General features: G+C 42.2%; 20 protein-coding genes. 10 read left to right on the top strand and 10 right to left on the bottom strand.

Annotated elements, in window-relative coordinates; all coding sequences use genetic code 11:
- Positions 1-249 precede the first annotated feature (249 nt).
- The 5 genes from L2764_RS18245 to L2764_RS18225 all read right to left on the bottom strand — a co-directional run bounded on the left by L2764_RS18245 (position 250) and on the right by L2764_RS18225 (position 7,906).
- Positions 250-2,427: a M3 family metallopeptidase gene (locus L2764_RS18245; RefSeq protein ID WP_248941761.1), complete on the bottom strand. Its 2,178-nt coding sequence runs from the start codon at positions 2,425-2,427 to the stop codon at positions 250-252.
- A gap of 502 nt (positions 2,428-2,929) precedes the next feature.
- Positions 2,930-4,669, bottom strand: coding sequence for a gamma-glutamyltransferase (ggt, locus tag L2764_RS18240; RefSeq protein ID WP_248941758.1), 1,740 nt, complete (start codon positions 4,667-4,669; stop codon positions 2,930-2,932).
- 221 nt (positions 4,670-4,890) lie between these two features.
- A complete protein-coding gene (locus tag L2764_RS18235; RefSeq protein ID WP_248941757.1) occupies positions 4,891-5,511 on the bottom strand; it encodes a LysE family translocator in 621 nt (206 codons plus the stop codon).
- A 147-nt stretch (positions 5,512-5,658) separates the two neighbouring features.
- Positions 5,659-6,699, bottom strand: a complete 1,041-nt coding sequence (gene hppD, locus L2764_RS18230; RefSeq protein WP_248941756.1) for a 4-hydroxyphenylpyruvate dioxygenase — start codon at positions 6,697-6,699, stop codon at positions 5,659-5,661.
- Between the two features lie 46 nt (positions 6,700-6,745).
- Entirely contained in the window at positions 6,746-7,906 is a 1,161-nt protein-coding gene (locus tag L2764_RS18225; protein ID WP_248941755.1) for a homogentisate 1,2-dioxygenase, read from the bottom strand.
- A 152-nt stretch (positions 7,907-8,058) separates the two neighbouring features.
- Here L2764_RS18225 and L2764_RS18220 point away from each other — a divergent pair, with 152 nt between their 5' ends.
- On the top strand, positions 8,059-8,955 hold the full coding sequence (locus tag L2764_RS18220) for a LysR family transcriptional regulator (RefSeq protein WP_248941754.1): 897 nt from the start codon (positions 8,059-8,061) through the stop codon (positions 8,953-8,955).
- A 364-nt stretch (positions 8,956-9,319) separates the two neighbouring features.
- A complete protein-coding gene (locus L2764_RS18215) occupies positions 9,320-10,063 on the top strand; it encodes a substrate-binding periplasmic protein (protein WP_248941760.1) in 744 nt (247 codons plus the stop codon).
- Positions 10,064-10,156: 93 nt separating this feature from the next.
- Here the strand turns inward: L2764_RS18215 and L2764_RS18210 are convergent, their stop codons facing one another.
- The gene (locus tag L2764_RS18210) at positions 10,157-10,567 is read right to left on the bottom strand and encodes a YccF domain-containing protein (protein WP_248941753.1); all 411 of its coding nucleotides are present in this window, start codon (positions 10,565-10,567) and stop codon (positions 10,157-10,159) included.
- Between the two features lie 305 nt (positions 10,568-10,872).
- Between L2764_RS18210 and L2764_RS18205 the strand changes: the two genes are divergently transcribed.
- Positions 10,873-11,817, top strand: a complete 945-nt coding sequence (locus tag L2764_RS18205) for a 1-aminocyclopropane-1-carboxylate deaminase/D-cysteine desulfhydrase (RefSeq protein ID WP_248941752.1) — start codon at positions 10,873-10,875, stop codon at positions 11,815-11,817.
- A gap of 906 nt (positions 11,818-12,723) precedes the next feature.
- On the opposite strand, the gene L2764_RS18200 is transcribed toward L2764_RS18205, so the two are convergent.
- A complete protein-coding gene (locus L2764_RS18200; protein WP_248941751.1) occupies positions 12,724-13,083 on the bottom strand; it encodes a DUF2750 domain-containing protein in 360 nt (119 codons plus the stop codon).
- A 282-nt stretch (positions 13,084-13,365) separates the two neighbouring features.
- Here L2764_RS18200 and L2764_RS18195 point away from each other — a divergent pair, with 282 nt between their 5' ends.
- The 6 genes from L2764_RS18195 to ushA (L2764_RS18170) all read left to right on the top strand — a co-directional run bounded on the left by L2764_RS18195 (position 13,366) and on the right by ushA (L2764_RS18170) (position 20,656).
- Positions 13,366-14,553, top strand: coding sequence for a lytic murein transglycosylase (locus L2764_RS18195; RefSeq protein ID WP_248941750.1), 1,188 nt, complete (start codon positions 13,366-13,368; stop codon positions 14,551-14,553).
- Positions 14,554-14,834: 281 nt separating this feature from the next.
- On the top strand, positions 14,835-15,317 hold the full coding sequence (locus tag L2764_RS18190) for an FKBP-type peptidyl-prolyl cis-trans isomerase (protein ID WP_248941749.1): 483 nt from the start codon (positions 14,835-14,837) through the stop codon (positions 15,315-15,317).
- Between the two features lie 67 nt (positions 15,318-15,384).
- The gene (locus L2764_RS18185) at positions 15,385-15,597 is read left to right on the top strand and encodes a DUF3389 family protein (protein WP_248941748.1); all 213 of its coding nucleotides are present in this window, start codon (positions 15,385-15,387) and stop codon (positions 15,595-15,597) included.
- A gap of 10 nt (positions 15,598-15,607) precedes the next feature.
- Positions 15,608-16,285, top strand: a complete 678-nt coding sequence (locus tag L2764_RS18180; protein ID WP_248941747.1) for an alpha/beta hydrolase — start codon at positions 15,608-15,610, stop codon at positions 16,283-16,285.
- Positions 16,286-16,563: 278 nt separating this feature from the next.
- Entirely contained in the window at positions 16,564-18,339 is a 1,776-nt protein-coding gene (ushA, locus tag L2764_RS18175) for a bifunctional UDP-sugar hydrolase/5'-nucleotidase UshA (protein WP_248941746.1), read from the top strand.
- Positions 18,340-18,925: 586 nt separating this feature from the next.
- Positions 18,926-20,656, top strand: coding sequence for a bifunctional UDP-sugar hydrolase/5'-nucleotidase UshA (ushA, locus tag L2764_RS18170; RefSeq protein ID WP_248941759.1), 1,731 nt, complete (start codon positions 18,926-18,928; stop codon positions 20,654-20,656).
- 86 nt (positions 20,657-20,742) lie between these two features.
- Here the strand turns inward: ushA (L2764_RS18170) and ilvN are convergent, their stop codons facing one another.
- The 3 genes from ilvN to L2764_RS18155 all read right to left on the bottom strand — a co-directional run bounded on the left by ilvN (position 20,743) and on the right by L2764_RS18155 (position 24,554).
- On the bottom strand, positions 20,743-21,237 hold the full coding sequence (ilvN, locus tag L2764_RS18165; RefSeq protein WP_248941745.1) for an acetolactate synthase small subunit: 495 nt from the start codon (positions 21,235-21,237) through the stop codon (positions 20,743-20,745).
- Complete coding sequence (locus L2764_RS18160; RefSeq protein WP_248941744.1) at positions 21,237-22,958, bottom strand: acetolactate synthase 3 large subunit; 1,722 nt, start codon at positions 22,956-22,958, stop codon at positions 21,237-21,239. The genes ilvN and L2764_RS18160 overlap by 1 nt, the downstream gene beginning before the upstream one ends.
- A 390-nt stretch (positions 22,959-23,348) precedes the next feature.
- Positions 23,349-24,554 carry a multidrug effflux MFS transporter gene (locus L2764_RS18155; RefSeq protein WP_248941743.1) on the bottom strand — a complete coding sequence of 402 codons (1,206 nt, stop codon included), beginning with the start codon at positions 24,552-24,554 and terminating at the stop codon, positions 23,349-23,351.
- 447 nt (positions 24,555-25,001) lie between these two features.
- On the opposite strand from L2764_RS18155, the gene L2764_RS18150 reads away from it, so the two are divergent.
- The gene (locus L2764_RS18150; RefSeq protein WP_248941742.1) at positions 25,002-26,345 is read left to right on the top strand and encodes an SLC13 family permease; all 1,344 of its coding nucleotides are present in this window, start codon (positions 25,002-25,004) and stop codon (positions 26,343-26,345) included.
- Positions 26,346-26,469: the final 124 nt, after the last annotated feature.

Here is a 26,469-nt window from a genome sequence, read left to right as displayed (position 1 = left end):
CGGTGCGCCAAGTCAGCGAAATAAGCTAAAAAAGGCGAGTTGGGACGATGATTACAGGGCAAAAGTTTTCTTTGGTTAATTATCCGACAAAGTATGCTCCCGCCCTGGTATTGGGGGGACTTCATTTAGGATAGTGGATGAGGTGTGTTTGTGCTATTAACGGAGTGAAATGATGAGGAAATAAAAAAGCACAGTCTCAACGTAGACTGTGCTTTTTTAGAAGGGAAGCTTGTTTATCGTTGCTGCGGGTTACTCTTGTAATAGCCCACGGCTACGTAATAAGGGTTCGATACCGGCTTCTTTACCTCTAAATTGCTTATAAAGTGCCATAGGATCTTGGCTACCGCCTTGCGAAAGCACTGTACTTTTGAAAGCTTTAGCCGTCTCTTTATCGAAAATGCCATTTTCTTTAAAGGCTTCAAAAGCATCAGCGCCCAATATATCGGACCATAAGTAGCTATAGTAACCAGCAGAGTACCCGCCAGCGAAGATATGTGAGAAGTACGTACTGTGATAGCGAGGGGAAATTTCGCCGATCAAGCCCATATTATTCAATGAGTCAGCTTCAAACTTTGCAGCATCTTTTGGTGTGAAGTCAGTGATGGTGTGCCAGTCTAAATCCAACTTTGTTGCCGCCATGTATTCTACGGTTGCAAAGCCTTGATTAAATTTGCTGGCAGCTTGAATTTTAGCCACTAATGACTGCGGGATCACTTCACCGGTTTGGTAGTGGGTGGCAAATTGTGCTAGCACTTCAGGTTGTGTCATCCAATTTTCCATGACTTGTGATGGGAACTCAACATAATCTCGTGGTACAGAAGTGCCCGCTTGAGAGCGGTAATTGACCTCTGACAGTATGCCATGAAGGGCATGACCAAATTCGTGAAATAGGGTACTAGCTTCATCGAAGGTCAACAATGCAGGGCTATCGCCTGTTGGGCGAGGATAGTTCAATACATTTGAAATAATCGGCTTAGAGTCAACACCGTTCATATTGTATTGTTGGCGATAAGCATTCATCCAAGCGCCACCACGTTTGCTGTCGCGCACATAGTAGTCACCCATAAAGATGGCAATACTGTCCCCTTTTGCATTAAAGATTTCCCAAGTACGGACTTCTTCATGGTATTTAGGCAGATCAGTGCGTTCTTTAGCGGTAATGCCGTAGAGACGATTAGCAGTATAGAAAACGCCTTTCAGGGTATTTTCAAGTGAAAAATACGGGCGAGTTTGTTGTTCATTAAAACTGTATTTCGCCACGCGAATTTTATCAGAATAATACCACCAATCCCAGGCTTGTAATTTGAAGTTTTCCCCTTTTTTATCAATCAGGTTTTGCATTTCTGCGACTTCAGCTTCAGCTTGAGCGAGCGCCGCTGGCCATACTTTGTTTAATAGACCGTAAACATTTTCAGGGGTTTTAGCAGTACGTTCTTGAAGGACTAAGTGAGCATGGGTTGGATAACCCATGAGCTGAGCGCGTTGAGCTCTTAATGCCGCAATTTTTGCAATGATATTTTTATTATCATTGGCATTGTCATTATTTCCGCGTTTGATATAGCCATTGTAAATGACCTCTCTCAAGGCTCTATCATCGGCATAGGTTAAAAATGGCGTAATAGAAGGGCGCTGAGTAGTAAAGACCCATTTGCCAGGGTGACCGCGTTTGATGGCCGTTTGTGCCGCGGTATCAATCACATCTTGAGGAAGCCCAGAGAGTTGGGCTTTATGCTCAATAACGAGTTCGAAGGCATTGGTCTCAGTCAGTAAATTATCACCAAAAGCCAGGCTCAGTTTACTGATCTGCTCATTGAGTCCCCGTAGTTTGGTTTTATCGGCTTCATTTAAATTTGCTCCCCCACGTGCAAATGCCTGATAAGTATCTTCAAGCAATTTTGCCTGTGAAGTGGATAAGTCTAGGTTATTTCGAGATTGATAAACCTCTTTAATACGTAGAAATAATTTATTATTGAGATAAATATCATCTTCAGATGAAGACAGCATTGGGGTGACGACTTTTGAAACGGCTTGTAATTCTTCATTGGTGTTAGCACCAGTAAGATTAAAGAACACATTGGCGACTTTGATGGTTAAATTGCCTGAAAACTCGAGTGCTTCAATAGTGTTTGCAAACGTCGCTGGCTTTAGATTATCGGTAATGGCGTTTATTTCAGCTTTATGCTGCGCGATACCTGCTTCGAATGCCGGTTGAAAATGCGACACTTCTATTTTATCAAAATCGGGTATTTGGTAATAAGTATCATAGGGTTTAAAAAATGGGTTATTGGCGTTATTGTCAATAATGTTCTGTGCGACAACATTGGGTGCTGTATTCTCTTGCATAGTCGTGTTCGCTGTATTACACGCGCTAAGTGCTAGGGCTAAGGCCATAGCGGATACGAGTGGTTTTAGGGTCAATCCCTTCATCATTATCTCCCCGATGATTTATTTGTTGTTTTTTGTTTATAAATTTGTTTTTGTAAAAATCACCTCTTTAAATATCATGTTTGAATGGTGTAAATCCATTAAACTTGTTTTTTAATTGTAACTATTTTTGTAAACGGTTTTTTTTTACGCTATTTGGCGGTTTACCACGGGTTTAAAGCGAGATTGGCGTGACTGTCATGGATTAATACACGGGTAATGCTTTAGAAACGAATGCAGGGGAAAAGTGCCATCTTGATGGTGAATATGCGTTTGTTGCTGCGGTCTGTTGCGATCAATTGTTGAGTTAAGCGACAAGTAATGAATGACGTGACTGAATCAATGTAGGAAAAACAATGCCACTTGGTGTGAATGGCATTGAGGTGATGTACCGTTTAGGGCGCTAGCGCTTATGCTGCATGAGTATATGGCGGATTGGTATTAGGAGCAACCCGCTATTGTGGAGTCAAGTAAGCTGTCATTGACGCGCCGTTAATATAACGTGTTAATAGCCTAGGGTTTGACTCCCAGAGCGACGTAGGTCCGAAAAGCCGGTGAATCCATGCTCTGTCATGATGATTGACTGAGTTGATCCCATTGTATTTTTAATGCTGACTTTATGGCCTTGATCTTCCAGTAGTTGAATCGTATCGGGGTTTAAACTCCGTTCGACGCGAATTTCATCGGGTAACCATTGATGATGAATGCGAGGCGCAATGGTCGCTTCAGCAATATTAAGATGATGATCGATAACATTCATGATGATCTGTAATGTGGTGGTGATGATACGAGAGCCACCTGGACTGCCGGTGACAATATAAGGCTCACCGTCCTTCATGACGATAGTGGGGCTCATTGAACTTAATGGGCGCTTTTTGGGCTCAACAGCATTAGCATGACCGCCAATGAGTCCATAACCGTTAGGGACACCCGTTTTGGCTGAAAAGTCATCCATTTCATTATTCAGCATTACGCCAGTGCCTTTGGCGATTAACCCTGAACCATAACTGAAGTTTAAGGTATACGTATTGGACACAGCATTGCCCCACCTATCGACGATGGAGTAATGGGTGGTTTGATTACTTTCATAAGGGGCTAAATCACCCGGTTTGATGTCGTTGCTGGCAGTGACGTTATCAAAACTGATCTTAGAGGCCAGTGTTTTGGCATAGGCTTTGTTGGTTAATGTTTCAACGGGGACATTATAAAAGTCGGGATCGCCTAAATATTCACTGCGATCAGCGTAAGCGCGTTTCATGGCTTCACTCATTAAATGGATGCTACTGGCGGTGTTAAGACCCAGTTTGTCCATCGGAAAGTGTTCAAGAATATTAAGCATTTGAATGATATGCACGCCACCAGAAGATGGAGGGGGCATCGAAACGACTTGATAACCTCGATAGCTGCCTTCTACGGGGGCTCGCTCTACGGCTTGATATTCTTGCAAGTCATCTAGTGTCATGACGCCGCCTGCTTTGGTGACCGCCGCGACGATTTTTTTGGCCGTTTCGCCTTGATAGAAGCCTTTACTGCCTTTTTGTGCGATTAAGGATAAGGTATGAGCCAGCTCAGGTTGTGTGAAGCGTTCACCGATTTGATAATGGCTACCGTCTTTTTTATAAAAAACGGCTTCAGTGCTGGGCCATCGGCCGAGGCGTTTTTTGGCGCTGGTAAGCGAATGAGCTAAATCGGGGGTCATAATGATACCGTTTAATGCCATGTTGATTGCAGGGCGAGTGACTTGTGCCATGCTCATGCTGCCATATTGTGTTAAGGCCAGTTCCATGCCCATGACGGTGCCGGGAACGCCAACGGAAAGGCCATGATCGCGACTCAGTTTGGCATCGGGATCACCATTTTCATCGAGGAAAATATCCCTATGGGTTTGCGCTGGGGCCATTTCACGATAATCGATGGCAATGTTTTTATTTTCTTTGGCTAAATGAACCAGCATGAAGCCGCCTCCGCCTAGATTTCCTGCCCTAGGAAGGGTAACCGCCAGACTAAAAGCGACGGCGACAGCCGCATCGACTGCATTACCGCCTTGCTTTAAAATATCGACGCCCGCTTGTGTGGCTAATGCTTCTTGACTCGCGACCATGCCATTTTTGGCCCAAATGGGCTGGGCAGTAGCTAAGTGAGTGTATAAAGGGCCAGAGGTTGCCGATGGTGGCGTGATGTTAGCGAGGGCTAAGAAGGGCAATATCATGAAAAATGTGAAAAAGGCGGTCTTTAACGATCGCATTACAGCTCCTTGGTATTAATGATTTTTATCCCCCGTAATCTGACGTTTATGCTATGTAAATGCAAGTGTTAGCCTGTAAGTATGAAATATTGTTATTTATAATGCATAGATAGCGATTAAAGGTAAGGGGATTGTATTTATAATTGATATCCATATGTGCTGATGTTGCTGTTTATCGAAGCTAATTAATTCATTCTAAATCTAATGCTATGATTTATAAGTCAATCGAGTGCCAACCAGATACCGACGGCTATCATGAGTGTGCCGGCAATGCGATTCATCCATTTAACATTATCCCCACGGCTTAAAAATAACTTGAGGCTTTTTCCGCCAGAAGCATAAGCCATCATACTGATAAATTCTGTCATCATAATAATACTGACTAAAGCGATAAGTTGCGGTGTCACGGGGAAACCTTCATGGATAAAGGGCGGTAATAAAGACACCATAAAAGCCCAGCTTTTGGGATTGGCGATGGCGGTGATAAAGCCCTGCGATATTAAGGCGTTATTACTGACTTCAGGGACTTGGGTTTGAGTGACTAATGCCATTTTACCTTTAGCGAGCCACATGTTAATACCGATGTAAGTTAAATAAAGGCCGCCTATCCATTTGAGGATCGTAAACAGGTGAGGATAATTCAACATGATAGTTGCAGCGCCAACGACGGCGGCAATAGCCACGAGCGCCACACCGAAAACTTCACCTAGCATCATCCATAATGCGCGACGTACGCCAATACTCATGCCTAACGTCATTGCTAGTGTCATACACAGGCCGGGGGTGATGGAGACAAAAAAGAAGGTGGGAATAAAAAGGGCTAATAGTGCGAGATCAGGCATGAGTAACGGACAACTTTTTGTTAGGTCATATTCAGTGCCCAGTGTAGTCAATAGTGATTAAGTTTTGCAACTAAAAAAACAGCCATAATGGCTGTCTTTTTAGTTCTGTGGCATCAATCATCAGCTTTTAGGTATTGCTAGCGGTGATTATAAAACACCGCGCTTCATTTGATCGCGCTCAATTGATTCAAATAAGGCGGTAAAATTACCTTCGCCGAAACCAAGATTATTACGTCTTTGTATAATTTCGATGAAAATAGGGCCAAATAAATTTTTCGTGAAAATTTGCAGCAGATAGCCGTTTTCATCACCATCGATGAGTATTTGATGGTCGATTATTTTTTTTCTATCTTCAGTGACTTGAGGCAGTTTTTCGAAAATAGTGTCGTAATATTCGGGAATAATATCTAAGGTTTGAATGGAAGAGCCCTTCATGGCATCGAGTGAAGCCACAATATCTCGGCTGCTAAAGGCCAAATGTTGTACGCCTGGACCATTGTATTCTCTTAAATATTCATCGATTTGATTCTTGTCATTGCCTTTGCCTTCATTAATAGGGATGCAAAAACTGCCGTCGGGCGATCGGAGGGCATAAGAGATCAGGGCTGTTTTGCTGCCTTTAATGTCAAAATAACGCACTTCAGTAAAACCAAAGATGTCTTTATAAAAATTAGACCAGTACTCCATGGTGCCCTTATGGACATTATTGGTCAGATGGTCAACGGCAAGAAAGCCTTTTTCCTGGGTATGAATAGGGGCTTGAAGATCCTCAAAGTCGTTTTGATAAATATTATTGTCTTTGCCAAAAGTATCAATAAAATAAATTAAACTGTCCCCAATGCCATAAATCGCGGGGTAGGGATGATCTGTGCCGTTAGGCGCAGCGGCCTTTGCCCCACGGGCAACAGCGGTTTCAAGGGCAAACTTGGCATCTTCGACACGCCAGCCCATAGAGCAAATCGCGGGCCCATGAATTTTGGCGAATTCTGCTGAAAAGCCTTTATGTTCAGTGTTTAATAAAAAATTGATGTCATTTTGCTGATAATAAAGAATGTCTTTGTGCTTGGCTTTTTTGAGTAAGGAAAAGCCAAAGTCAATAAAAATATTGTGCATATAATTATGATCAGGTGTGGCAAATTCAGTAAATTCAATACCGAGTAGACCTAACGGGTTCTGTTCGCTTGCCATGTGAATATCCTCTTTCAATGTGCTAATACTGTGGTTGCATGCGTTGTTATTTTTCTAACCACGAGCGGTTATAGTCTTCTTGCATGCAGTCTTTAACATGCGTTGTTAGGTGTAATGGATTAAAGGTGTCGATCATGACCGCATATTCATAGGTTTCTTTTTTTCCTATGGATGCTTCTGTACGGCCGGGTTGTGGTCCATGAGGTACGCCTTTTTGGTGTAAGGTCATATAGCCCGCTTTAATGCCCGTTCGGCTCATAAAGTCGCCATCGACATAATAGATAACTTCGTCACTGTCGATATTGCTGTGATAATAAGGTGCGGGAATAGATAATGGATGAAAATCATAGGGTCTGGGTACAAAGTTACAGATCACAAAGTTTTGGGCACTGAAAACTAAATGCTCTGAAGGTGGGAGATGGATCTGTCCGACTTTGGGTGCATAATCTTCAATATTGAAGGCCCATGGATAGACAAATCCGTCCCAGCCTGCTAAATCGAAAGGATGCCATTCTAATGATATGTGTTGATATCGGTCGCCAAATTTACTGATTAACGCAAAGTCACCTTGTTCAACAATGGCCTCTTCTAAAGTGGGCGTGCGAATATCACGTTCACAATAGGGGGCCGACTCGAGCATTTGACCGTATTCATTACGAAAGTGTTTAGGCACTTCAATCATAGAGAACGATTCGATAACGAAGAGTCTCACATCTTGATAGTCGTCGAATTTGAGTTGGTAAGTTGTGCCTCGAGGGATCACTAAGTAGTCCCATTTTTTCACTTTTATTGTGCCGTATTCACTATAAAGGATTCCTTGTCCTTCATGGACAAAAATAACTTCATCTGCGTAGGCATTTCGATAAAACTCACAGGTTTCTTCTGTGATTTTAGCTGTGTAGAAAGCAACATCACTATTATGAAATATTTTGTTGCGTGCCCCGAAGAAATGGCCTGTTTGATCGGCCTGAGTAGTATCGAGTTTATAATTTTGCACTAATGCATCTTGCCAAGTCTCACCATGGGAAAGGGAATGTGAAGTGACATCAAGGGCTTTACTTGGCATATTATGATGGTATTTATTGGAATAAATACTGGCAAAGCCGTGGGTTGAGAATAATTCTTCTCGGTAAAGCTCACCGTCATCTTTTCTAAATTGAATATGGCGTTTTTCAGGAATGTGGCCTTGTTTAACATAGAATGGCATGTCAGTCTTCCTCATGCGCCCAGCGCAATTATTTAACGTCTGTGATCCTTATCTCCAATTTAGTTGCTAAAACAAACAAAAAAAAGAATAATATTTTTCTTAAAACCATCTATTTTTTTGATGGTAAAGTAATCTTTACATGGAGGGCAGCGATGCGTGTCGATATTGATGTATTTAAAATACTGGAAGTATTAGTCGAAGAAGGCAGCTTTACTAAGGCGGCAGAGCGACTGCATAAGGCTCAGTCTGCCATTAGTTATCAGGTTAAAAAATTGGAACAGCATCTAGGGATCACACTTTTTAGCCGAGATCAATACCGAGCAGAACTAACCCCTGAAGGGGAAATTATTCTCGCCGAAGGCCGGAAATTATTACAAAACTTGGCTAATATTGAGCATTTAGCAAGCCGATTCAGTCAAGGTTGGGAGTCTAAATTGGAGTTGGTGATCGATGGAGCTTTACCTATGGAGCCGATTATGCGGGCTTTAAAGCGTCTATCTGATTATCAGATCCCCACCAAAATTCAACTGAACATGGAATTTTTAGGCGGGGTTCAACATCGGTTTGAGCGAGATAAAGCCGATTTAATGTTGGTAAAAGATTATCGAACGGGGCCACATTATCAACCTCAAGCATTACCTGAGATCACCAGTATTTTGGTGGCAAGTTACGCTCATGTGCTGGCGAATAAAACCCAGTTAAGCCTATATGAATTGCAACATCATGTTGAGTTGACGATTGAAGATTCTTCTCCAGAGAAAACTCGTCAAGATGAATTACAATTTGGCGGCGATAAAGTTTTTTATTTATCGGGTTTTATGATGAAAAAAAATGCCTTACTCATGGGGGTCGGTTTTGGGTGGATGCCGGATTTTTTAATAAAAAAAGAGCTGACTCAAGGGGAATTGGTTGAAGTCGATTTTACTGGTGGGAGTCGTTTTAGTTTTACACCCAAATTAGTATCCACTTTACAGAGGCCATTAGGGCGATGTGGGCAATTATTTACTGAACTGATTTTAGATGAATTTGAAAAAGCATTTTATACTTAAGATCGGTCGATACCCAAGCTTGACGAATCCCCAGTTATTTTTAAACCCGTTGGAACCTGTCTTTTCAACGGATTTGGGGATAAATGATTTTACGCAATATGCGTTAGTTTCCCCTTCGTCGAGGTTATTTGTCTCTATGCATAGGCATATTCAAGAATATCCTGTAAGCTTTTTTCAAAACGGATAGTGGCAATATGCTTGAAATTGACTAAAATTTTTGTGTGATAATGGACGATTATCGTTAAGGAGTTTCATGATAATGCTGTGGGTTCTAAGGATTTGTTTATCTCGGGCGTGGAGAATATTTAGCCACATTGTTGAAGGTTGTCGTCATTTCACGTTTTCTCGCCATAAGCTATGCTTAATGATATTGATTTTATTCTCTTTTCTTTCTCCGCTTAAGGCCGATACGTTATATTTAACCTCGTTAAACTGGGCGCCTTACTCTAGTGAGCAGCTTGAAAACAAAGGGGCGGTGATTGCCGTTACGCGCGCAGCTTTGAAAGCGATGGGACATGAACTTGTGGTTGACTTTTATCCTTGGAATCGTGCTGTCAGGTTGGCAACCCGGAGTCACACTAAGTATCTGGGTTATATCCCTGAGTACGTTTTTCCGGCCGAACATCTCGTTTTTTCCGTTGCCATTGGATCAAGCCTATTGGTGATTGTGGAAAATAGAGATAATCCTATTTATTGGGAGAAACTGTCTGATTTAAATCAATATACCATCGGTGTTGTTAAAGGTTATGTGAATACACAAGCATTCGATGGTATGGTGTCGTCGGGATTACAACGAGTAGAAACGGTGACTTCAGATGATCAAAATATTCGTAAAGTCGTTTCGGGAAGAGTGAATGGCGCAGTCATTGATTTACATGTGTTGAAATACTTATTGGCGCGAGAGGGAATGGGGCCTTTAAAGGATAAATTACAAGTTAATGCTCACTCCCTCGTCGAAAAAGAATTATTTGTCGCCTTTAGAAATACGCCTGAAGGGCGAAAATGGCGGGAGATTTTCAATCAAGGTTTGGCTAAAATCGATGTCGATGCGGTCATGGAAGCCAATATGCCCAATGTGCCCAATGTGCCCAATATTAGCCGTGAGTGATCAGTGCTGTGATCATTCGCTCCTCATCCTGTAACAAGAATAATAGGAAGCGCAAGGCTTCCTTTTTTGTTTTGGCCGATTGGGCTATTACCATTAGTTATGAGTGGTAATAATCGTTTGTCCTATTGGGATCACAGTAAGTTTGGCCAGTTTTAAATGCTGAAAAGCAAAAGGGATCCCAATAATGGTGATGGCACTCGCTATGGCGCAAATGATATGCCCAATAGCGAGCCAGAAACCGAGTAAGATAAACCAAATGATGTTACCTAACAGACCGAATGAGCCTGTACCAATATCACTTTTCCCTGTTAGATTTTGTCTGTTAATGGCATCTTGACCAAAAGGCCAAAAAGTCATCTCTCCTATAATAAAACAAGATTTAGCAAAAGGGATCCCTATTATGCTGATAATGCATAAGAGTCCTGCAAACCACCATGCCAGTCCCATGATGAAACCGCCCATTATAAACCAAGCTATGTTGAAGGCTAAGCGTAATACAGCCATTAAATTCTCCTTGTTGGTCTTATCATATTTGGCACTCCCCCTTGATATTACGTCGTTTTAAGAGGGAGCAGTGATGTTAGCCAATGATATTACTGTTTGTATTTTCAATATATCGCTAAATAAGCTAATTTCATGCCAACATTTAACTTAATGTATAATAAGCTATTTTAATTTTTTTGGGTTGGTATCATGAGTATGATTTTTATCTTGAGGTTATTTTTTGATGATTTTGACTAATAAGTTATGGTTTTCATTATCTGGAGGGTAAAATAGCAAATCTTTGTAATGTCTCAACGTGTAAAGCCATGAAACTTAATAGTACACCAGTGGAACGTATTGATTTCTGTGGATATCCGGTTTTTGTGAAGCGGGATGATATGTTGCACCCTGAGTTTTCAGGTAATAAGGCCCGTAAGTTTCGTTTTTTTTTGGATAATGATTTTCCTTACGTGAGGCGCCTTATCAGTTTTGGGTCGCCACAATCTAATGCACTGTATTCATTATCTGCACTGGCTAAAATGAAAGGCTGGCAGTTTGATTATTATGTAGATCATATCGCCGATCAGGTACTTAAATCGACTCAAGGGAATTTTGTCGGCGCGTGTATTAACGGTGCCAATGTGATTAATTTAAGCCAAGTGGCCGACAGAAGGGAGAGAAGCTGCTCCGCTTATATTGACGATTTAGTGTCAAAGGACGATGATTCTGTTTTGGTTATTCCTGAAGGAGGACGGTGTGAGTATGCTCAATATGGCATATCGCAATTAGGAGAGGAAATACTGATTTGGATGCGGGCTCAGCAGTTAAATGAGTTATGGGTATTTTTGCCTTCAGGTACAGGGACAACAGCTCTCTATCTAGCGTCTTTTTTTAAAAAGAAGGGGCATTCTGTTCATGTCATGACTTGCGCTGCGGTAGGAGGCAGTGATTACCTGAAACAGCAGTTTTCTCAGCTAGTGTCTAATACTTGTTTTCATCCCAATGTGATTGAAGTCCCGAAAAAATTTCATTTTGGTCAATTATATCGGCCATTTTATGAGATGTGGAAGCGATTAAATGACACGGGTATCGAATTTGACTTACTTTATGATCCGTTAGGGTGGATAGTGTTGGAGAGCTATCTTCTTCAAAATGATCTTCTTCAACATAAGTGTCAAAAAAAACCCTCGCGACCGATTTTATATATTCATCAAGGTGGTTTATTAGGCAATGCGAGTATGTTACCGCGTTATCAGCGAAAGTTTGGTTGATATGCAGTGTGAGTGATATAGGGAGTGGGCTGAGAGATGAAATATACTGTAAGGGCTTTAGTAGCCATTTGGTCAGGTGATGTATCTGTGAAAGTGATACCACCTGAACCAAATGTAGTGACTTGAGAGCTGGGGAAAAGTAGTCCTAACTGTTTGTTTAAATAACAAACATTCGATACGAATGAGAGGAAAGAGTATCGAAAAGTCGTTTTTATCTATTATTTGTTACTTGAGAGTAACCACTTCATAAATTTAAGCGCTTCTGTACGCTTTGAAAAAGTTTCTCTATTTTTGCCTCTACAATCAGTGAAGGCGATCGAAGATTTATTTACTGAAATTGAGTTGACTGGAAAGTTAACTGTAATTTCGTGTCCATTTACTAGGTATGACATAGGCCACACTCCTTTTTGTAATGATCTGCCAATGGTTGACAGTTAGGTTTTAACAATAAAATATCCTTAGCGAACAGCAAAAGATGAACATTAAGTGTTTTGATACCCCCCATTTTAAATAGCATATAGGAGTCGTTATGTCCAAATATTAGCCATTAATAATGTAAATAATATGTCTGATCAAAAAACTTGCACCCAGTGAAACACACTGTTGTGACAGTAATATGACGATATCAACGATGGAGTTGTTACGTTAACGCTGTGAAGAAAATCAAACCTGTGAACGGGGGGATTTGCAGCAGTATAAAACGACATAAGGGAACACCAAAAACACCATCAGGTTATTAGATGAGCAGCAGCTTGTCAAGCTTTGTTTCGGGAACCACGTAAAGAGATCAATGTCAGGGGGTGGGAATATCATTGATGCAGGAGCGATAAATGACCTTGCCTGAAAGCCTTTTAATTCAATCTGGAACCTGCATCTTTTACGGGGTCGGGCATAGAGTCACATCGATTATTCAGCTTCTATATTGACTAGAGCGCTGGCCAATTCGATAGGGTCCACTTCCAAGCAAATTTGATTTTCGATCCAATTGACGCCAATTAATACGCCATCGTCATTCAGATCGCTAATCCAATCTTCCAGTAAACTTTCAAGGTTAATGGAAACGGCTTTGTAACTGGCCCACTCATCTGTGCAATGACCCTTAGCTTGGGCTTCAGTAGACCATAGTGGCATGACATCAGTGTTTTCATATTCAGCAGAGTCGCACACAACCCAGCCTTCGCCAGTTTCATCTTGCAGTCCCCAAACCCGTTGTTGTTCTTTAACGTTGTCGATAAAAGTGTTCAATACAGGATCCGTGTTTGTCATATTGGCTCTCTTGGCTAAATAAAAGCGAGTGGGTAAGGGGCTAGTGTGCAATTGCGCTCGCGCTTTATCAAGCTTTTAATGACAAAAAAGGGCTTATGCAGGCGGTTATATAATGATTGTTTAAAAAAAGAGAACTAATGGCTGAAATAATAGCCAATTTGATTAAACTTACCGAATTTTCATGCGATTCGTTAGTAAGAGGGAGTGCTTTAGTCTAGAGTGAAGATCCACATTGTGATTTGAATCAAACACGTTATTATTTTTTTGGGAGTCTTCTAATCTATGAAATTAATCCCCTTAGCTTCAATACTTATATTTTCAAGTATTTATATCCCTTCGGTGTCAGCAGAAAATTTTGAAACCTGTGTGAAGCGGTTACAAGTCACGGCTAAAGAGCAAGGTTTGTCTCAAGATATTATTGATAATACCTTAGCGAAAGTGAAATATGTGCCTAGAGTGGTTGAACTTGATAATCAACAACCTGAATTCAGTCAAACTTTTGAAGGTTATTACAATCGTAGAGTCACCGAGGCTCGAGTGGTTCAGGGACGACGCTTATTAAAAGAAAATCGTGCCTTTTTAGAACAATTGACCAAAAAATATGGGGTCCCAGCTCAGTATCTACTCGCCTTTTGGGGCTTAGAAACCAATTTTGGTGGCTATAAGGGAAAAATGCCAGTATTGGATTCATTGGCGACGTTGGCTTGCTTACCTAGGCGCAGTAAGTACTTTACTGGTGAGCTAATGCAAGCACTAAAATTGAAGCAGAAATATGGTTTTAGTAGTGATGACATGGTGGGCTCTTGGGCGGGAGCCATGGGACATACGCAGTTCATGCCATCGGCTTATGCACAATATGCTATTGATGCTGATGGCAGTGGTAAGGCTGATTTGTGGAATAGTCAGGAGGATGCATTAACCTCAGCGGCGTATTTTTTACAACAATTAGGCTGGAATCGAAATGAACGTTGGGGCCGAGAAGTTATTTTGCCTCGCGGATTTTCATATCAAAACACCGGTAAAGCCCAGATAAAACCGTTGACTGATTGGTCTGCACTCGGGCTGTTAAATACCAATCGAACGCCTTTAAGTACACCGGATCTGCAGGCCAGTTTATACTTGCCTTCTGGGCATACCGGCCCTGCTTTTTTAGCTTATGAAAATTTTGATGTGATCATGCGTTGGAATCGTTCGACATTCTATGCCATTGCAGTAGGAAGGTTAGCCAATCGAATTAATGGCGGGGGCGTATTAACCGTGAAGCCCCCTGAAATGCCAAGGCTCAGTCGAGAAAAGTTAAAAGCATTACAAGAATCACTGAATGAAAAAGGCTTTGAAGTGGGGGAAGCGGACGGTATTTTAGGCTCACGCTCTATCATTGGATTGCAAGCTTATCAAAAGAGTCAAGGCTTAATCGCTGACGGGTATCCCAGTGTTGCGACTTTTCAATCTTTAGGGTTATCGATATAGATCCCCAAGATTGCTGAATGTTGTCCCTTTAACGGGGTTGGATATCGATCCTCAAGCCTCAAGCCATGTGTTCCTTTTATACCCGTGGATCCTGGATCTTGAAGTATCACGGGTATATAGGGGCAGGTGCTATTGACGGCAAGCTTTTTGATTGGTTTCATCAAATAAAGCATATCGCTACGATATTGGGCATTTTTTTGGCCATATGGGGGTAGAGCCTAACGCTTGCATTTGATAAGCTGCCGCCATTGAAAAGTGTTAAGGATAGTGAAAGGATAGTTATGAGTATTAATGATGATATGGTTGTGCAGTTTAATTATACATTACGCGATGAAAAAGGTGATGTATTAGAAACGAATGAAGGTCATGATACCATCGCTTATTTGCATGGTCATGATAATATGATGCCAGGTGTCGAAAAATCGATTGCGGGTAAAGAAGTGGGTGAAAAGTTCAGTGTGACATTACCTGCATCTGAAACCTATGGTGAACGTAATGACAATGCAGAACAACGTGTTTCAGTGAAGCATTTGCAAGGTGCTAAAGTGTGGAAACCGGGCATGAGCGCGCTAATGAGTACTGATCAGGGTCAACGTGAAGTGACGATTATCAAAGTCGGTAAGTTTATGGCCACTGTGGATGTGAATCATCCATTATCCGGTCGTGAATTGACCTTTGATATCGAGCTGATTGATGCACGTGACGCCACAGCCGAAGAGATTGCTCATGGCCATGCTCATGGAAAGGGCGGCCATCAGCATTAATTGAATTTTTTTGTTTTAAAGCCCAAATATCCTCATATGTTTGGGCTTTTTTATCACCGAGATAACAATGATTATTGATTTTTCTCAAGGTAAATTGATCGTGATGTCTGATGAAGTGCAAATTCGACTGGCTGATGCCACCTTATATGCCATGGCTGAAGACATCCAATTTAGAACGGATGTGTTAATAATGTATGCTGATGCTGGCGCCGTTCGCTGGAGTATTAAGCTCGACTCATTAGCTCAGTTAAGCCTCATCAAAGACACGTTAATGTCATAAGGAGTATAAAATGTCAGTTGTTCCATTGGAGCGTATTACCATTGAGCCTAAACTAGCGACCGATGCTTGTGTGATTTGGTTACATGGATTAGGTGACTCAGGGGCGGGTTTTTCCCCTGTGGTCCCGGCTCTGGGTTTAGGTACGCAACATTCCATTCGATTTATTTTCCCCCATGCCCCTGAGCAAGCCGTGACCATTAATGCGGGCCACGTCATGCGTTCTTGGTATGACATCAAGAGTATGGATTTGCTCGATAGAGCGGATATGGCGGGTGTGCTCGCCAGTGAGACTCAGGTCAAAGCGCTGATTGCAGAGCAAGAAGCATTAGGGATTGCCACTGACAAGATAATATTAGCTGGTTTCAGTCAAGGGGGCGTAATGAGCTTATTTACGGGGCTGCGTTATCCTAAAAAATTGGCAGGCATTATGGGATTATCGTGTTATTTACCGGCAGGCGATCAATTGCCTGAAGGGCTGAGTGAGCCAAATAGTGCTACGCCAATATTGCAAAATCATGGTTTGCAAGATGAGGTCGTGCCGTTTGAAGCGGGCATGATGGCGAAAGAAGCGTTATTAAAGGCGAATTATCAAACTCAATGGCAAGCGTATACGATGGGGCATAATGTTTTGCCGCAACAGTTAACCGCGATTGGTCGCTGGATCAATCAGTGTTTAGCGAGCGCCTAATTCTCTTAAACCCAAGCCAATCGGCTTGGGCGTATCCCCAGTATTATTGTTTACATTTCTCTTTATATTTAATCTTTATGTGTGTTTTTGGTGTTAAATCATCTCAATTTTGTTTGCTTTTGTTGGCATTTAACGCTTGTTATCATACATAAGTCTAGCCCATTCACTTTATTGAATTAACGCTATCGGCTTACATGGTAAAATTCGCCGCCAAAATAGATGCCAGTTTTTTTCTTAAAATAGCATTGGTATTCAATAATGATAAAGGTTAATGCACCATGATAATAAAGCTCGTTAAAGGAGCCACAGGGATTTTATTGGCTGTTTTTCTATCTGCTTGTGATTGGGGAGCGGATAGTTATGCCGCTACAGCGGCGGATGTGGGTACTGGGCAAGTCAACACGACGGTGAATAGCTGTGAAGCGGCGGGTGATGATTGCATCCATTTTACGGTGTTACATACGAATGATAATCATGGACGGTTTTGGAATAATCAAGAGGGCGAATACGGCATGGCCGCTCGCAAAACCTTAGTGGATCGGATCCGCAATGAGGTTGAGTCAGCAGGCGGTGAAGTCCTTTTATTGTCGGGTGGCGATATCAATACTGGGGTGCCAGAGTCCGATCTTCAAGATGCGAAACCTGATTTTGTCGGCATGAATTTGATTGGTTACGATGCGATGGCGGTGGGCAATCATGAATTTGATAACCCATTATCCATTTTAGATAAACAACGTGAATGGGCTCATTTCCCCATGTTAGCGGCGAATATTTATAAAGCCGATGGGACGCGTTATTTTGAGCCGTACAAAATATTTAACCTTCATGGTTTAAAAGTGGCTGTCATTGGTTTGACCACCAAAGATACCGCTAAGTTGGGTAATCCTGAATTTGTCAATGTGCTGACGTTTACCGATCCGGCAATTGAAATTGCGAAAGTGATTAAAGAACTCAAAGTCAGTCATGCCGCGGATGTTATTTTTGCGACCACGCATATGGGTCATTTTGCCGATGGTCATTTTGGTAGTAATGCTCCGGGTGATGTGAGTATGGCACGTTCATTGACACCGGGGTTATTACAAGCGGTGTTTGGTGGTCATTCGCAAAACCCTGTGTGTATGGAGCCTGATAGCGAAGACTACGCACACTTTAAGCCTGGGGATGCCTGTACGCCCGACAGGCAAAATGGCACCTATATTATGCAAGCCCATGAGTGGGGCAAATATGTGGGCCGAGCGGATTTTGAATACTATGGTGCTCAACTGCATTTAGTCGATTATCAGCTTATTCCGGTCAACCTCATGAAAACAAAACGGGGCGATAATGGAAAGATTGTTTTTGATGCTGAGGGTAAAGCCGTCAAAATGTGGGTGAAGGATTATATTCAACCCGATAAAAAGGTATTAGCGGCGTTAGCGCCTTATCAAAGCCAAGGTCAAGAAGAATTAGATGAAGTCGTGGCTGAGATTACGGGGATGTTTGACGGTGAGCGCGATCATGTGCGTTTTATGCAAACCAATTTAGGGCAATTAATTGCGCAGGTACAAAGCCAAAAAGTGGCTGCGGATTTTGGGATCATGAACTCAGGCGGCGTCAGAGATTCTATCCCCGCAGGCAAGGTGAGTTATCGTGAAATTTTAATGGTACAGCCTTTTGGTAACCTATTTAGTTTAGCGACTATGTCAGGAACAGACTTGCGTCACTATTTGGGCCAAGTGGCGGCGATGCAGAGTGACTCGGGGGGGTATGCGCAAATCACCCATGTTAAAATGACCGTGGATTGCATTGCAAAATCGGTCAATATTAGTAAGATCAATGGTCGTGATTTTAAAGAAACGGATCGTTATACCTTTAGTATTCCAAGTTACAGCGCTGCGGGTGGTGATGGCTATCCCATTATTGATGCAGTGCCGACGGGGCATGTCGATGCCGACATCTTGTTTCAATTTTTCAAGCAAAAGGCGAACGTGTCGGTGGCTGATTATGCGCCAACGGGTGATATTATCTATAATAATTCCGATAGCCCGTTAGGTTGTCAGGTGTCGGGGCACTAATGATTCATGTGAATGACTCATTATCGTGAACTCCGCTAAAGGGTAAACGTGCATAAATCAAGCAATGTAAAAAGTCATCTTTAATGGCTTTTTACATTTTTCTTTATACTTTAACTCCCTCTTTGTTGTGTCTTTCCCTCCCTTTTCGATGGTCTTCTTATTGGTTGTCCTATTAACTTATTGTATGTTTTTCCCGCTATTGATTGAGGTTGGTTTTAATTTTAGCGGGATATTTACAATTGCACGTTTAAAAAATAGTCAGATGTTAAATTCATTCAAATTAATTAATTGTTCATAATTTAGGTGTTATTAATTTAATTTGTAAAGTTGTTTAAATTCAGCTTGTTGATGTTTATTTTGTGGTCGTTAAATAAATGGTTTTATGTGTTTTTCATAATGATTGTTTTAACTTATGCTTATTCTTAACGCTTTAAAAATAACACTCAAAACAAATAAATTACAAATTGTCATATTTTTGACACATATTAAGTTTGTTTTTTGCTAGAATGAGCGCCAGCGAAATAAAAATAACGATGCGTTATCGCTATATTATAAAAATGATAAATAAAAATAATAGGTTGACATGATGAATAAAAAATTACTTAAGGGATTGGTGGCGACTGCCGTTCTAACCGCACTTGCCGGTTGTGGTAGCGACGATGATAATACAAGTTCAACATCTGAAATTGCCACTAGCTGCGTCGAAGCGGGTGATGCATGTTCTACGTTTACGCTGCTTCATACCAATGATAACCATGGTCGTTTTTGGGAAAACAGCAGTGGTGAATATGGCATGGCGGCACGTATGACACTGGTTGAGCAAATTCGCTCTGAAGTTGAAGCCAATGGCGGTGAAGTGCTATTGCTATCAGGCGGTGATGTGAATACAGGTGTACCAAGATCCGATTTGCTTAATGCTAAACCTGATTTCGTCGGTATGAACTTGATTGGTTATGATGCCATGGCTGTGGGTAACCATGAGTTTGATAATGCATTAGATATTTTGGAAATGCAGCGTGACTTAGCTGATTTCCCTATGCTTGCGGCAAACATATATAAAGATGGCGAGCGTTATTTTGACGCGTATAAAATCTTTGAGGTGAATGGTCTTAGAGTGGCAGTGATTGGTTTAACCACAGAAGATACGGTAAGACTCGGTAACCCAGAATATATCAGTGAACTCGAATTTACCGATCCCACTACAGAAGTGGCTAAAGTGATTACTGAAATTAATGCCGCGAACGCGGCTGATGTTATTTTTGCAACAACCCACATGGGTCACTATGCCAATGGCGCCAGTGGCAGTAATGCACCCGGAGATGTGGCGATGGCGCGTAAGCTGGAAGCCGGTTTACTCGATGGTATTATTGGCGGTCATTCTCAAAACCCTGTTTGTATGGAAGCGGGCACTGAGGCCTATGCTGATTTCAGCGCGGGTGATGAATGTGCGCCTGATCAACAAAATGGCATTTACATCATGCAAGCTCACGAGTGGGGCAAGTATGTGGGACGTGCAGATTTTGAATATTATGAAGGTGAATTACACCTTGCCAGCTACCAGTTAGTGCCTGTCAACTTATTAATGAAAGTTGAAAATGAAGATGGAAGTACCACGAAAGTATTGGTGGGTGATAAGATTGAGGCAGATCCGGTTGTTCAAGAAATTCTGCGTACTTACCAAGACCAAGGCAGTGAAGAGTTACTTGAAGTGATTGCAATAACGGATGGTGATTTAGAGGGTGTTCGTGATGTTGTCCGTAGCAAGCAAACGAATTTAGGTCAGCTGATTGCTGAAGCTCAAAGAAGTAAAGCGGAAATCAGTGCTGATTTTGCCGTGATGAATTCAGGTGGGGTCCGTGCATCAATTGAAGCGGGTGAAGTGACCTATGAAGATGTGTTAACAGTACAACCTTTTGGTAATACCATCACTAAAAATACCTTAACGGGACAAGAGATTGCTGATTATTTAGGTACGGTGGCTAGCTTCCAAATTGGCTCGGGTGCTTATCCACAGCTAAAAGGTATTTCAATGACCGTTGATTGTACCGCCAATACGGTCGATATCAGTGACATCAATGGTAAAGGCTTTAGCTTAACGGAGTCTTATACTTTCACTGTACCTAGCTATAATGCGGCAGGTGGTGATGGTTACCCAGCGCTTGATGCGGCTGTTATGACTGGTTATGTTGATGCTGACGTGCTTTATGACTTCTTCAAAGCGCAAGCGGTTATTGCTGTTGCTGACTATGCGCCAACAGGTGACGTTGTTTACACTAACTCTGACAGCGTTGAAGGTTGTCAAGTGACTGCTGGGTAATACTCTGTCATAGGAGTGTGAAGTTTGCCAAGGTAGCCAATTGGCTACCTTTTTTGTTTAAACATTTTTTGCGTGTTTAAATCAGTTTATAACTTCATGGCCTTTTCGCCGCGAGATAAACCGACCACACCCGAGCGTGAAATTTCGACCACTTTAGTAAACTCAGATAATGCCGCAATACAGGCATCTAACTTTTCAGTCGTCCCTATGGCTTGGACGGTATACAAATTAGCGGTCACATCGACAATTTGTCCACGGAAAATATCGGCGGTGCGCCTGACTTCTTCACGGTTATCGCCTTGAGCCTTGACCTTGATCAGTGCGAGTTCTCGCTCGACATGAGGGCTTTCACTGACATTTAAGACTTTAATGACATCAATCAGCTTATGCAGTTGTTTTTCAATTTGCTCTAAAATGGCCTCATCGGCTTTAACCGTAATGGTTAAGCGCGACAGTGTGGCATCGTCTGTGGGGGCCACCGTTAAGGTTTCAATATTATACCCACGTTGTGAGAATAAGCCGACCACGCGAGACAGAGCACCAGATTGGTTTTCAAGTAAAATAGAAATAATACGACGCATTAGCTTTTCTCCGTTTTGCTGAGCCACATTTCATTCATTGCACCACCTCGGATTAACATGGGATAGACATGTTCGGTTTCATCGATACTGATATCAACAAACACCAATTTATCCTTCATTGCCAGGGCTTCAGCCAGTTTATCCTCTAGCTCAGCAGGATCGTTAATCGTCATTCCCACATGGCCATAGGCCTCAGCAATTTTGGCAAAGTTAGGTACAGAGTCCATATAAGATTGTGAGTGGCGACCTGAATAAATCATATCTTGCCATTGCTTTACCATACCGAGAAAACGGTTATTGAGGTTGATAATTTTTACTGGCGTGCCATATTGCAATGCCGTTGAAAGCTCTTGGATATTCATCTGAATAGAGCCATCGCCAGTGATACACACTACGGTTTCGTCGGGTAAGGCCATTTTCACCCCCATTGCGGCGGGTAAACCAAAGCCCATGGTGCCTAAGCCACCTGAATTGATCCAGCGTCGAGGCTTATCAAACGGATAATAGAGAGCGGCAAACATTTGGTGTTGACCGACATCTGAGCTGACATAAGCATCACCATTGGTGAGTTTGTATACCGCCTCAATGACCTGTTGAGGTTTTATGCGGCCGCTATTTTTATCATAAGCGAGACTGTCACGTTCGCGCCATTGATTTATTTCACTCCACCAATGATCGAGAGCGGCTTTGTCATTATCCTTAGTGGGATCGGCGGCTAATGATGCCAGCATACTATCGAGAATATTGTCAGCTGAGCCCACAATGGGAATATCCACTCGCACGGTTTTGGATATTGAGGAGGGATCGATATCGATATGTAAGATGGTGGCGTTAGGGCAGTATTTGTCAACATTATTGGTCGTACGATCATCAAAACGCACCCCAATACCAAAGATTAAGTCGGTATTGTGCATCGCCATATTGGCTTCATACCGACCGTGCATGCCTAGCATGCCTAAACAATTCTGATGAGTACCTGGAAACGCGCCTAGTCCCATTAATGTGGTGACAACGGGAATATTAAGCTTTTCTGCAAGGGTCAGAATTTGTGGGTCACAGCCAGAAATAATGGCACCTCCTCCCACATAAAGTACCGGCTTTTTAGCGGCTAATAAGGCTTGTAGCCCACGACGAATTTGGCCTTTATGGCCATTGGTCGTGGGGTTATAAGAGCGCATCTTAATGGCTTCAGGATATTGATATTCATGTAATAATTCAGGATTTAGGCAATCTTTTGGAATATCGACGACGACAGGGCCTGGTCGACCTGTAGCGGCAAGATAAAAAGCTTTTTTTATAATACCTGGAATATCTTTAGCATCTTGCACTAAAAAACTGTGTTTAACGATGGGGCGTGAGATCCCAATCATGTCACATTCTTGGAAGGCATCATTACCAATCAGGCTGCTGTGGACTTGTCCTGACAGTACGACTAAAGGTATGGAGTCCATGTAAGCAGTTGCAATACCTGTGACGGCATTGGTTGCGCCGGGACCAGAGGTGACTAACACGACGCCGACTTTACCTGTTGCGCGTGCGTAACCGTCAGCCATGTGGACGGCGGCTTGCTCGTGTCGAACAAGAATATGATCAATATCGGATTTTTCGTGCAATGCATCATAAATATCCAGTACAGAGCCGCCTGGATAACCGAAAATATGCTTTACGCCTTCGTCGATGAGCGATCGAACGATCATACTCGCGCCAGATAACATTTCCATTACTTAATCCTCATAAGTTACCGCTGCGGTAGGCAGTACCTTGCTACAGCGACGGTAATCGCTTGAATAAATGAGCGCGGACGGTGATCCTTGCTCGTTTGTACCTGATAGATATCGAGTGGAAATCTGTATCATCTTACTGAAAGATGAGGTACCTGTGATTGTATCAACAGTGTCTTCATCATATAAAAAATCATGGGCTTTACAAGTTTTTTAAATCAAAACATGCCCTAGGTGAAATATTTTCATTATCAATGAAATAAATACAATATTTTTAACAAAAATAGATATTTTAATTTGCAACTTTAATGTAAAAAACACTCAAAAAATCTATTATTAGTGAAGTTTTGAAGTTTATAGAGGCTGATGTTAGCGATGTTACTCTGTGAATCAGAGAGACTCATTGGGGATTAAATGCGAGCGATTGAGTATTTGCAGTAGACCCGCCAGCATCACCGCACTTAACATGAGGATCGCGAAAGGCACTGCAGTATGGGTAGAAAATAAGGCTAAAATCGGTCCACCTAAAGCGCCAAAGCCAAATTTGAGTGTGCCGATCACGGCCGATGCGGTACCAATTTCTTTTTGAAATTTCATTAATACGATGGTATCGGCATTCACCGACATGATCCCTAAACACCCCATCAATGGGACTAAGGCCGCAGCAGTATATTGATAACTCATTCCTAATGTATTAACGGTCAGTAAGGCCACGCCTGCAATAGTGGCTAACAATGTGGCAATGCGTAATAACGTATCGGTCCTAAAACGGGTGACAAGTTGACTATTAATGGCAGTGGCTAACATTAAGGCACCGACATTGGTAGTGAAAATGAGGGTGAATTTTTCAGGGGACAAACCAAAAACCGTCATAAACACCAAAGGCGAAGCGGTTAAATAACTAAAATAGGCGAAAGAAATAACGAAGCTTGTCATGATATTTAAGGCGATCCCCGGTTTGGTTAACACGGTTTTATAGTTTTTCACAAAAGATAATTGACTGTGTTCAGTTAGGATGTCATCACTGGGTAATTTCAATTTATAGAAAGCCACAATCACAATAATTAAGGTGTAAACGGCCATAAAGGCAAAGATGAGATTCCAGTCACCTAAGACTAAGATTAAGCTGCCAATAGAGGGGGCAATTAAGGGGGCTAACATCATGATGAGCATGACATAAGACATGCCTTTAGCGGTATCTTTACCATAAATCTCTTTGACGTATCCGGGGATCACCACCGTCGCGGCAGCGCCAGTAAACGCTTGAAAAAAACGTAATAGGAGAAAAAGTTCAATATTCGACGTCAAGGCAAGCGCAGTACTGGAGAGCATAAACCCTAGTAAACCGTAAATGACAAAGCGTCGTCTTCCCCATTTATCGGCTAAAGGGCCGAAGACAAACATACCGGCTGAATATCCTATTAAATAAAGACTTAATGATTGTTGAATGTCACTCATCGGAGTATGAAATTGAGTTGCAAGTGTCGTCATTGCCGGTAAAGACATATCAATGGCAAAGGGCGTAATCGCAATCATGGCACCCAGTAATGGAATGAGTCGAGCGAAACTGGGGATCGCAGGTGGGTGAGTCGACATGGCGCCTAAAGCCTCTTAACGGATAAAGTCATAATGGGATAGGTCAATGAGTCAACCTCAGTCTTAAAAGCATAACATGTTATGAGGAAATAGTGGGTCAACCCATTATGCTCAATATGCTGTTTTTCATGCTGAGAGCCTCATGCATATAAAATCAGCATGAGTACTGAGTCTGGTTTCATTAGGTTATCATTTTTATGTATATCTATTTATTTGGTTAATTAAATGTAGTTTTTTATTTGTGTTTATTTGTAAAAATAGATGTTTATATCCTGTGATGATAGAGAAACTGGTAGGTTAGTTTTCTTTAATTTAGTATATGTTAATGGTTTAAGGCCTAAAAGATAGAAGCTCTTAGTTTTTCTTGTTTTGGGACTTAATTTGAATTTGAGAAATCACTCACATTCGATTGTATGTCATTTAATCTAATCTAATAAGATAAAAAATATGAATAATCTTTCACTTCCGTTGAAGCTAGTGCTGATCTTGCTATGGGCAATCACCAGTTACTTTATTGGCCAAGGATTGGTTGAGCAAGCAGAAACACAGCTGGGTATTTTCATGCTGTTGTTATTTGCCGGACTTTGGATGACCGAAATCATTCCGTTATCTGTTTCTGCTATTCTGGTGCCTGTTGTTGCCGCCTTGACTCATATATTGAGTTTTAAAGCCGGAATGAGCAATTTTTCCTCCAGTATTATTTATCTTTTTATGGGCGGTTTTACCCTTGCCGCGTTGTTGAACAAGCACGGTATTGATCGCTGGCTAGCGTCTACGGTGACTAAAGTGACTGGCGGCCATTTATGGCGGACGGTGATTTTGTTCTTCTCGGTGGTGTCTCTGTTGTCGATGTGGATGAGTAATACCTCAACGACGGCGATGATGCTGCCTATTGCCATCGGGTTAATCGAGAAAAAATACATTCGTATGCGTGCTTTTGTTATTTTAGGCACCGCTTATGCGGCCAATATTGGCGGGCTTGCGACGATAGTGGGCTCACCCCCCAATGGCATTGCCGCTGCGGCATTAAACATGGATTTCATGACGTGGCTTAAAGTGGGCTTACCCACCACTATTTTGATGTTCCCTGCGGTAATCTTTGCGTTGTGGGTGGTCATTCGTCCTGAAAAAGACGCGCAAGTGGTGCAGTTAACGGATGAAGAACCGATGCGCTGGACGACTGAAGCTAAAGGCTCAATCGCTTTGTTCATGTTTACTGTGGTGTGTTGGGTTTTTGCTAAGCCCATCGGTGACTTTTTGGGGGTGGATGGTTTTGATCGTCTGATTGCACTGGTGATCACGGCTGCAGCGCCGGCATTGAAACTCATCAGCTGGAAAGAACTTGAACGTCAAATCGATTGGGGCATTTTGCTGTTATTCGGGGGTGGCTTGTGCTTGTCTATGGTGCTGAAAGAAACGGGGACGTCGGCATGGTTAGCCGAAACATTAATGTCAGCGCTTGAAAGTGCGCCCTCTTGGTTGCTGATATTGGCGTGCATTAGTTTTATGATTTTCTTAACCGAGTTGGCTTCTAATACGGGCTCTGCGGCGATTTTAATCCCTATTATGATTGCGCTTGCGGATCAATTTAATCCGGCGATCACCTACTCGCTGGTATTTGGTGTTGGGGTGGCCGCGACGTGTGCCTTTATGTTGCCAGTGGCAACACCGCCGAATGCGCTTGCATATGCAACGGGTGAAGTGAAGCAAAGCCAAATGCTAAAAGCGGGCATGATCTTAAATATCATCGGTATTTTCGTGGTGTACTTATGTGTGAGTCTATTCTCCTAAGACTGATTGATAAGACTAGGGGGCGTTGACAATTACGCTAACCAAATCATAGAAGCAGCTAATTGAAGCGTCCCTAAATAGTACTTAGCCTTTCTCTCATAGCGCGTAGCCACTCTACGGAACT

This window comes from Shewanella surugensis (assembly GCF_023284005.1).
Taxonomy (GTDB): Bacteria; Pseudomonadota; Gammaproteobacteria; order Enterobacterales; family Shewanellaceae; genus Shewanella; species Shewanella surugensis.
Note: the sequence above shows the minus strand (reverse complement) of the source record. Positions and strands in the feature narration are given on the sequence as shown.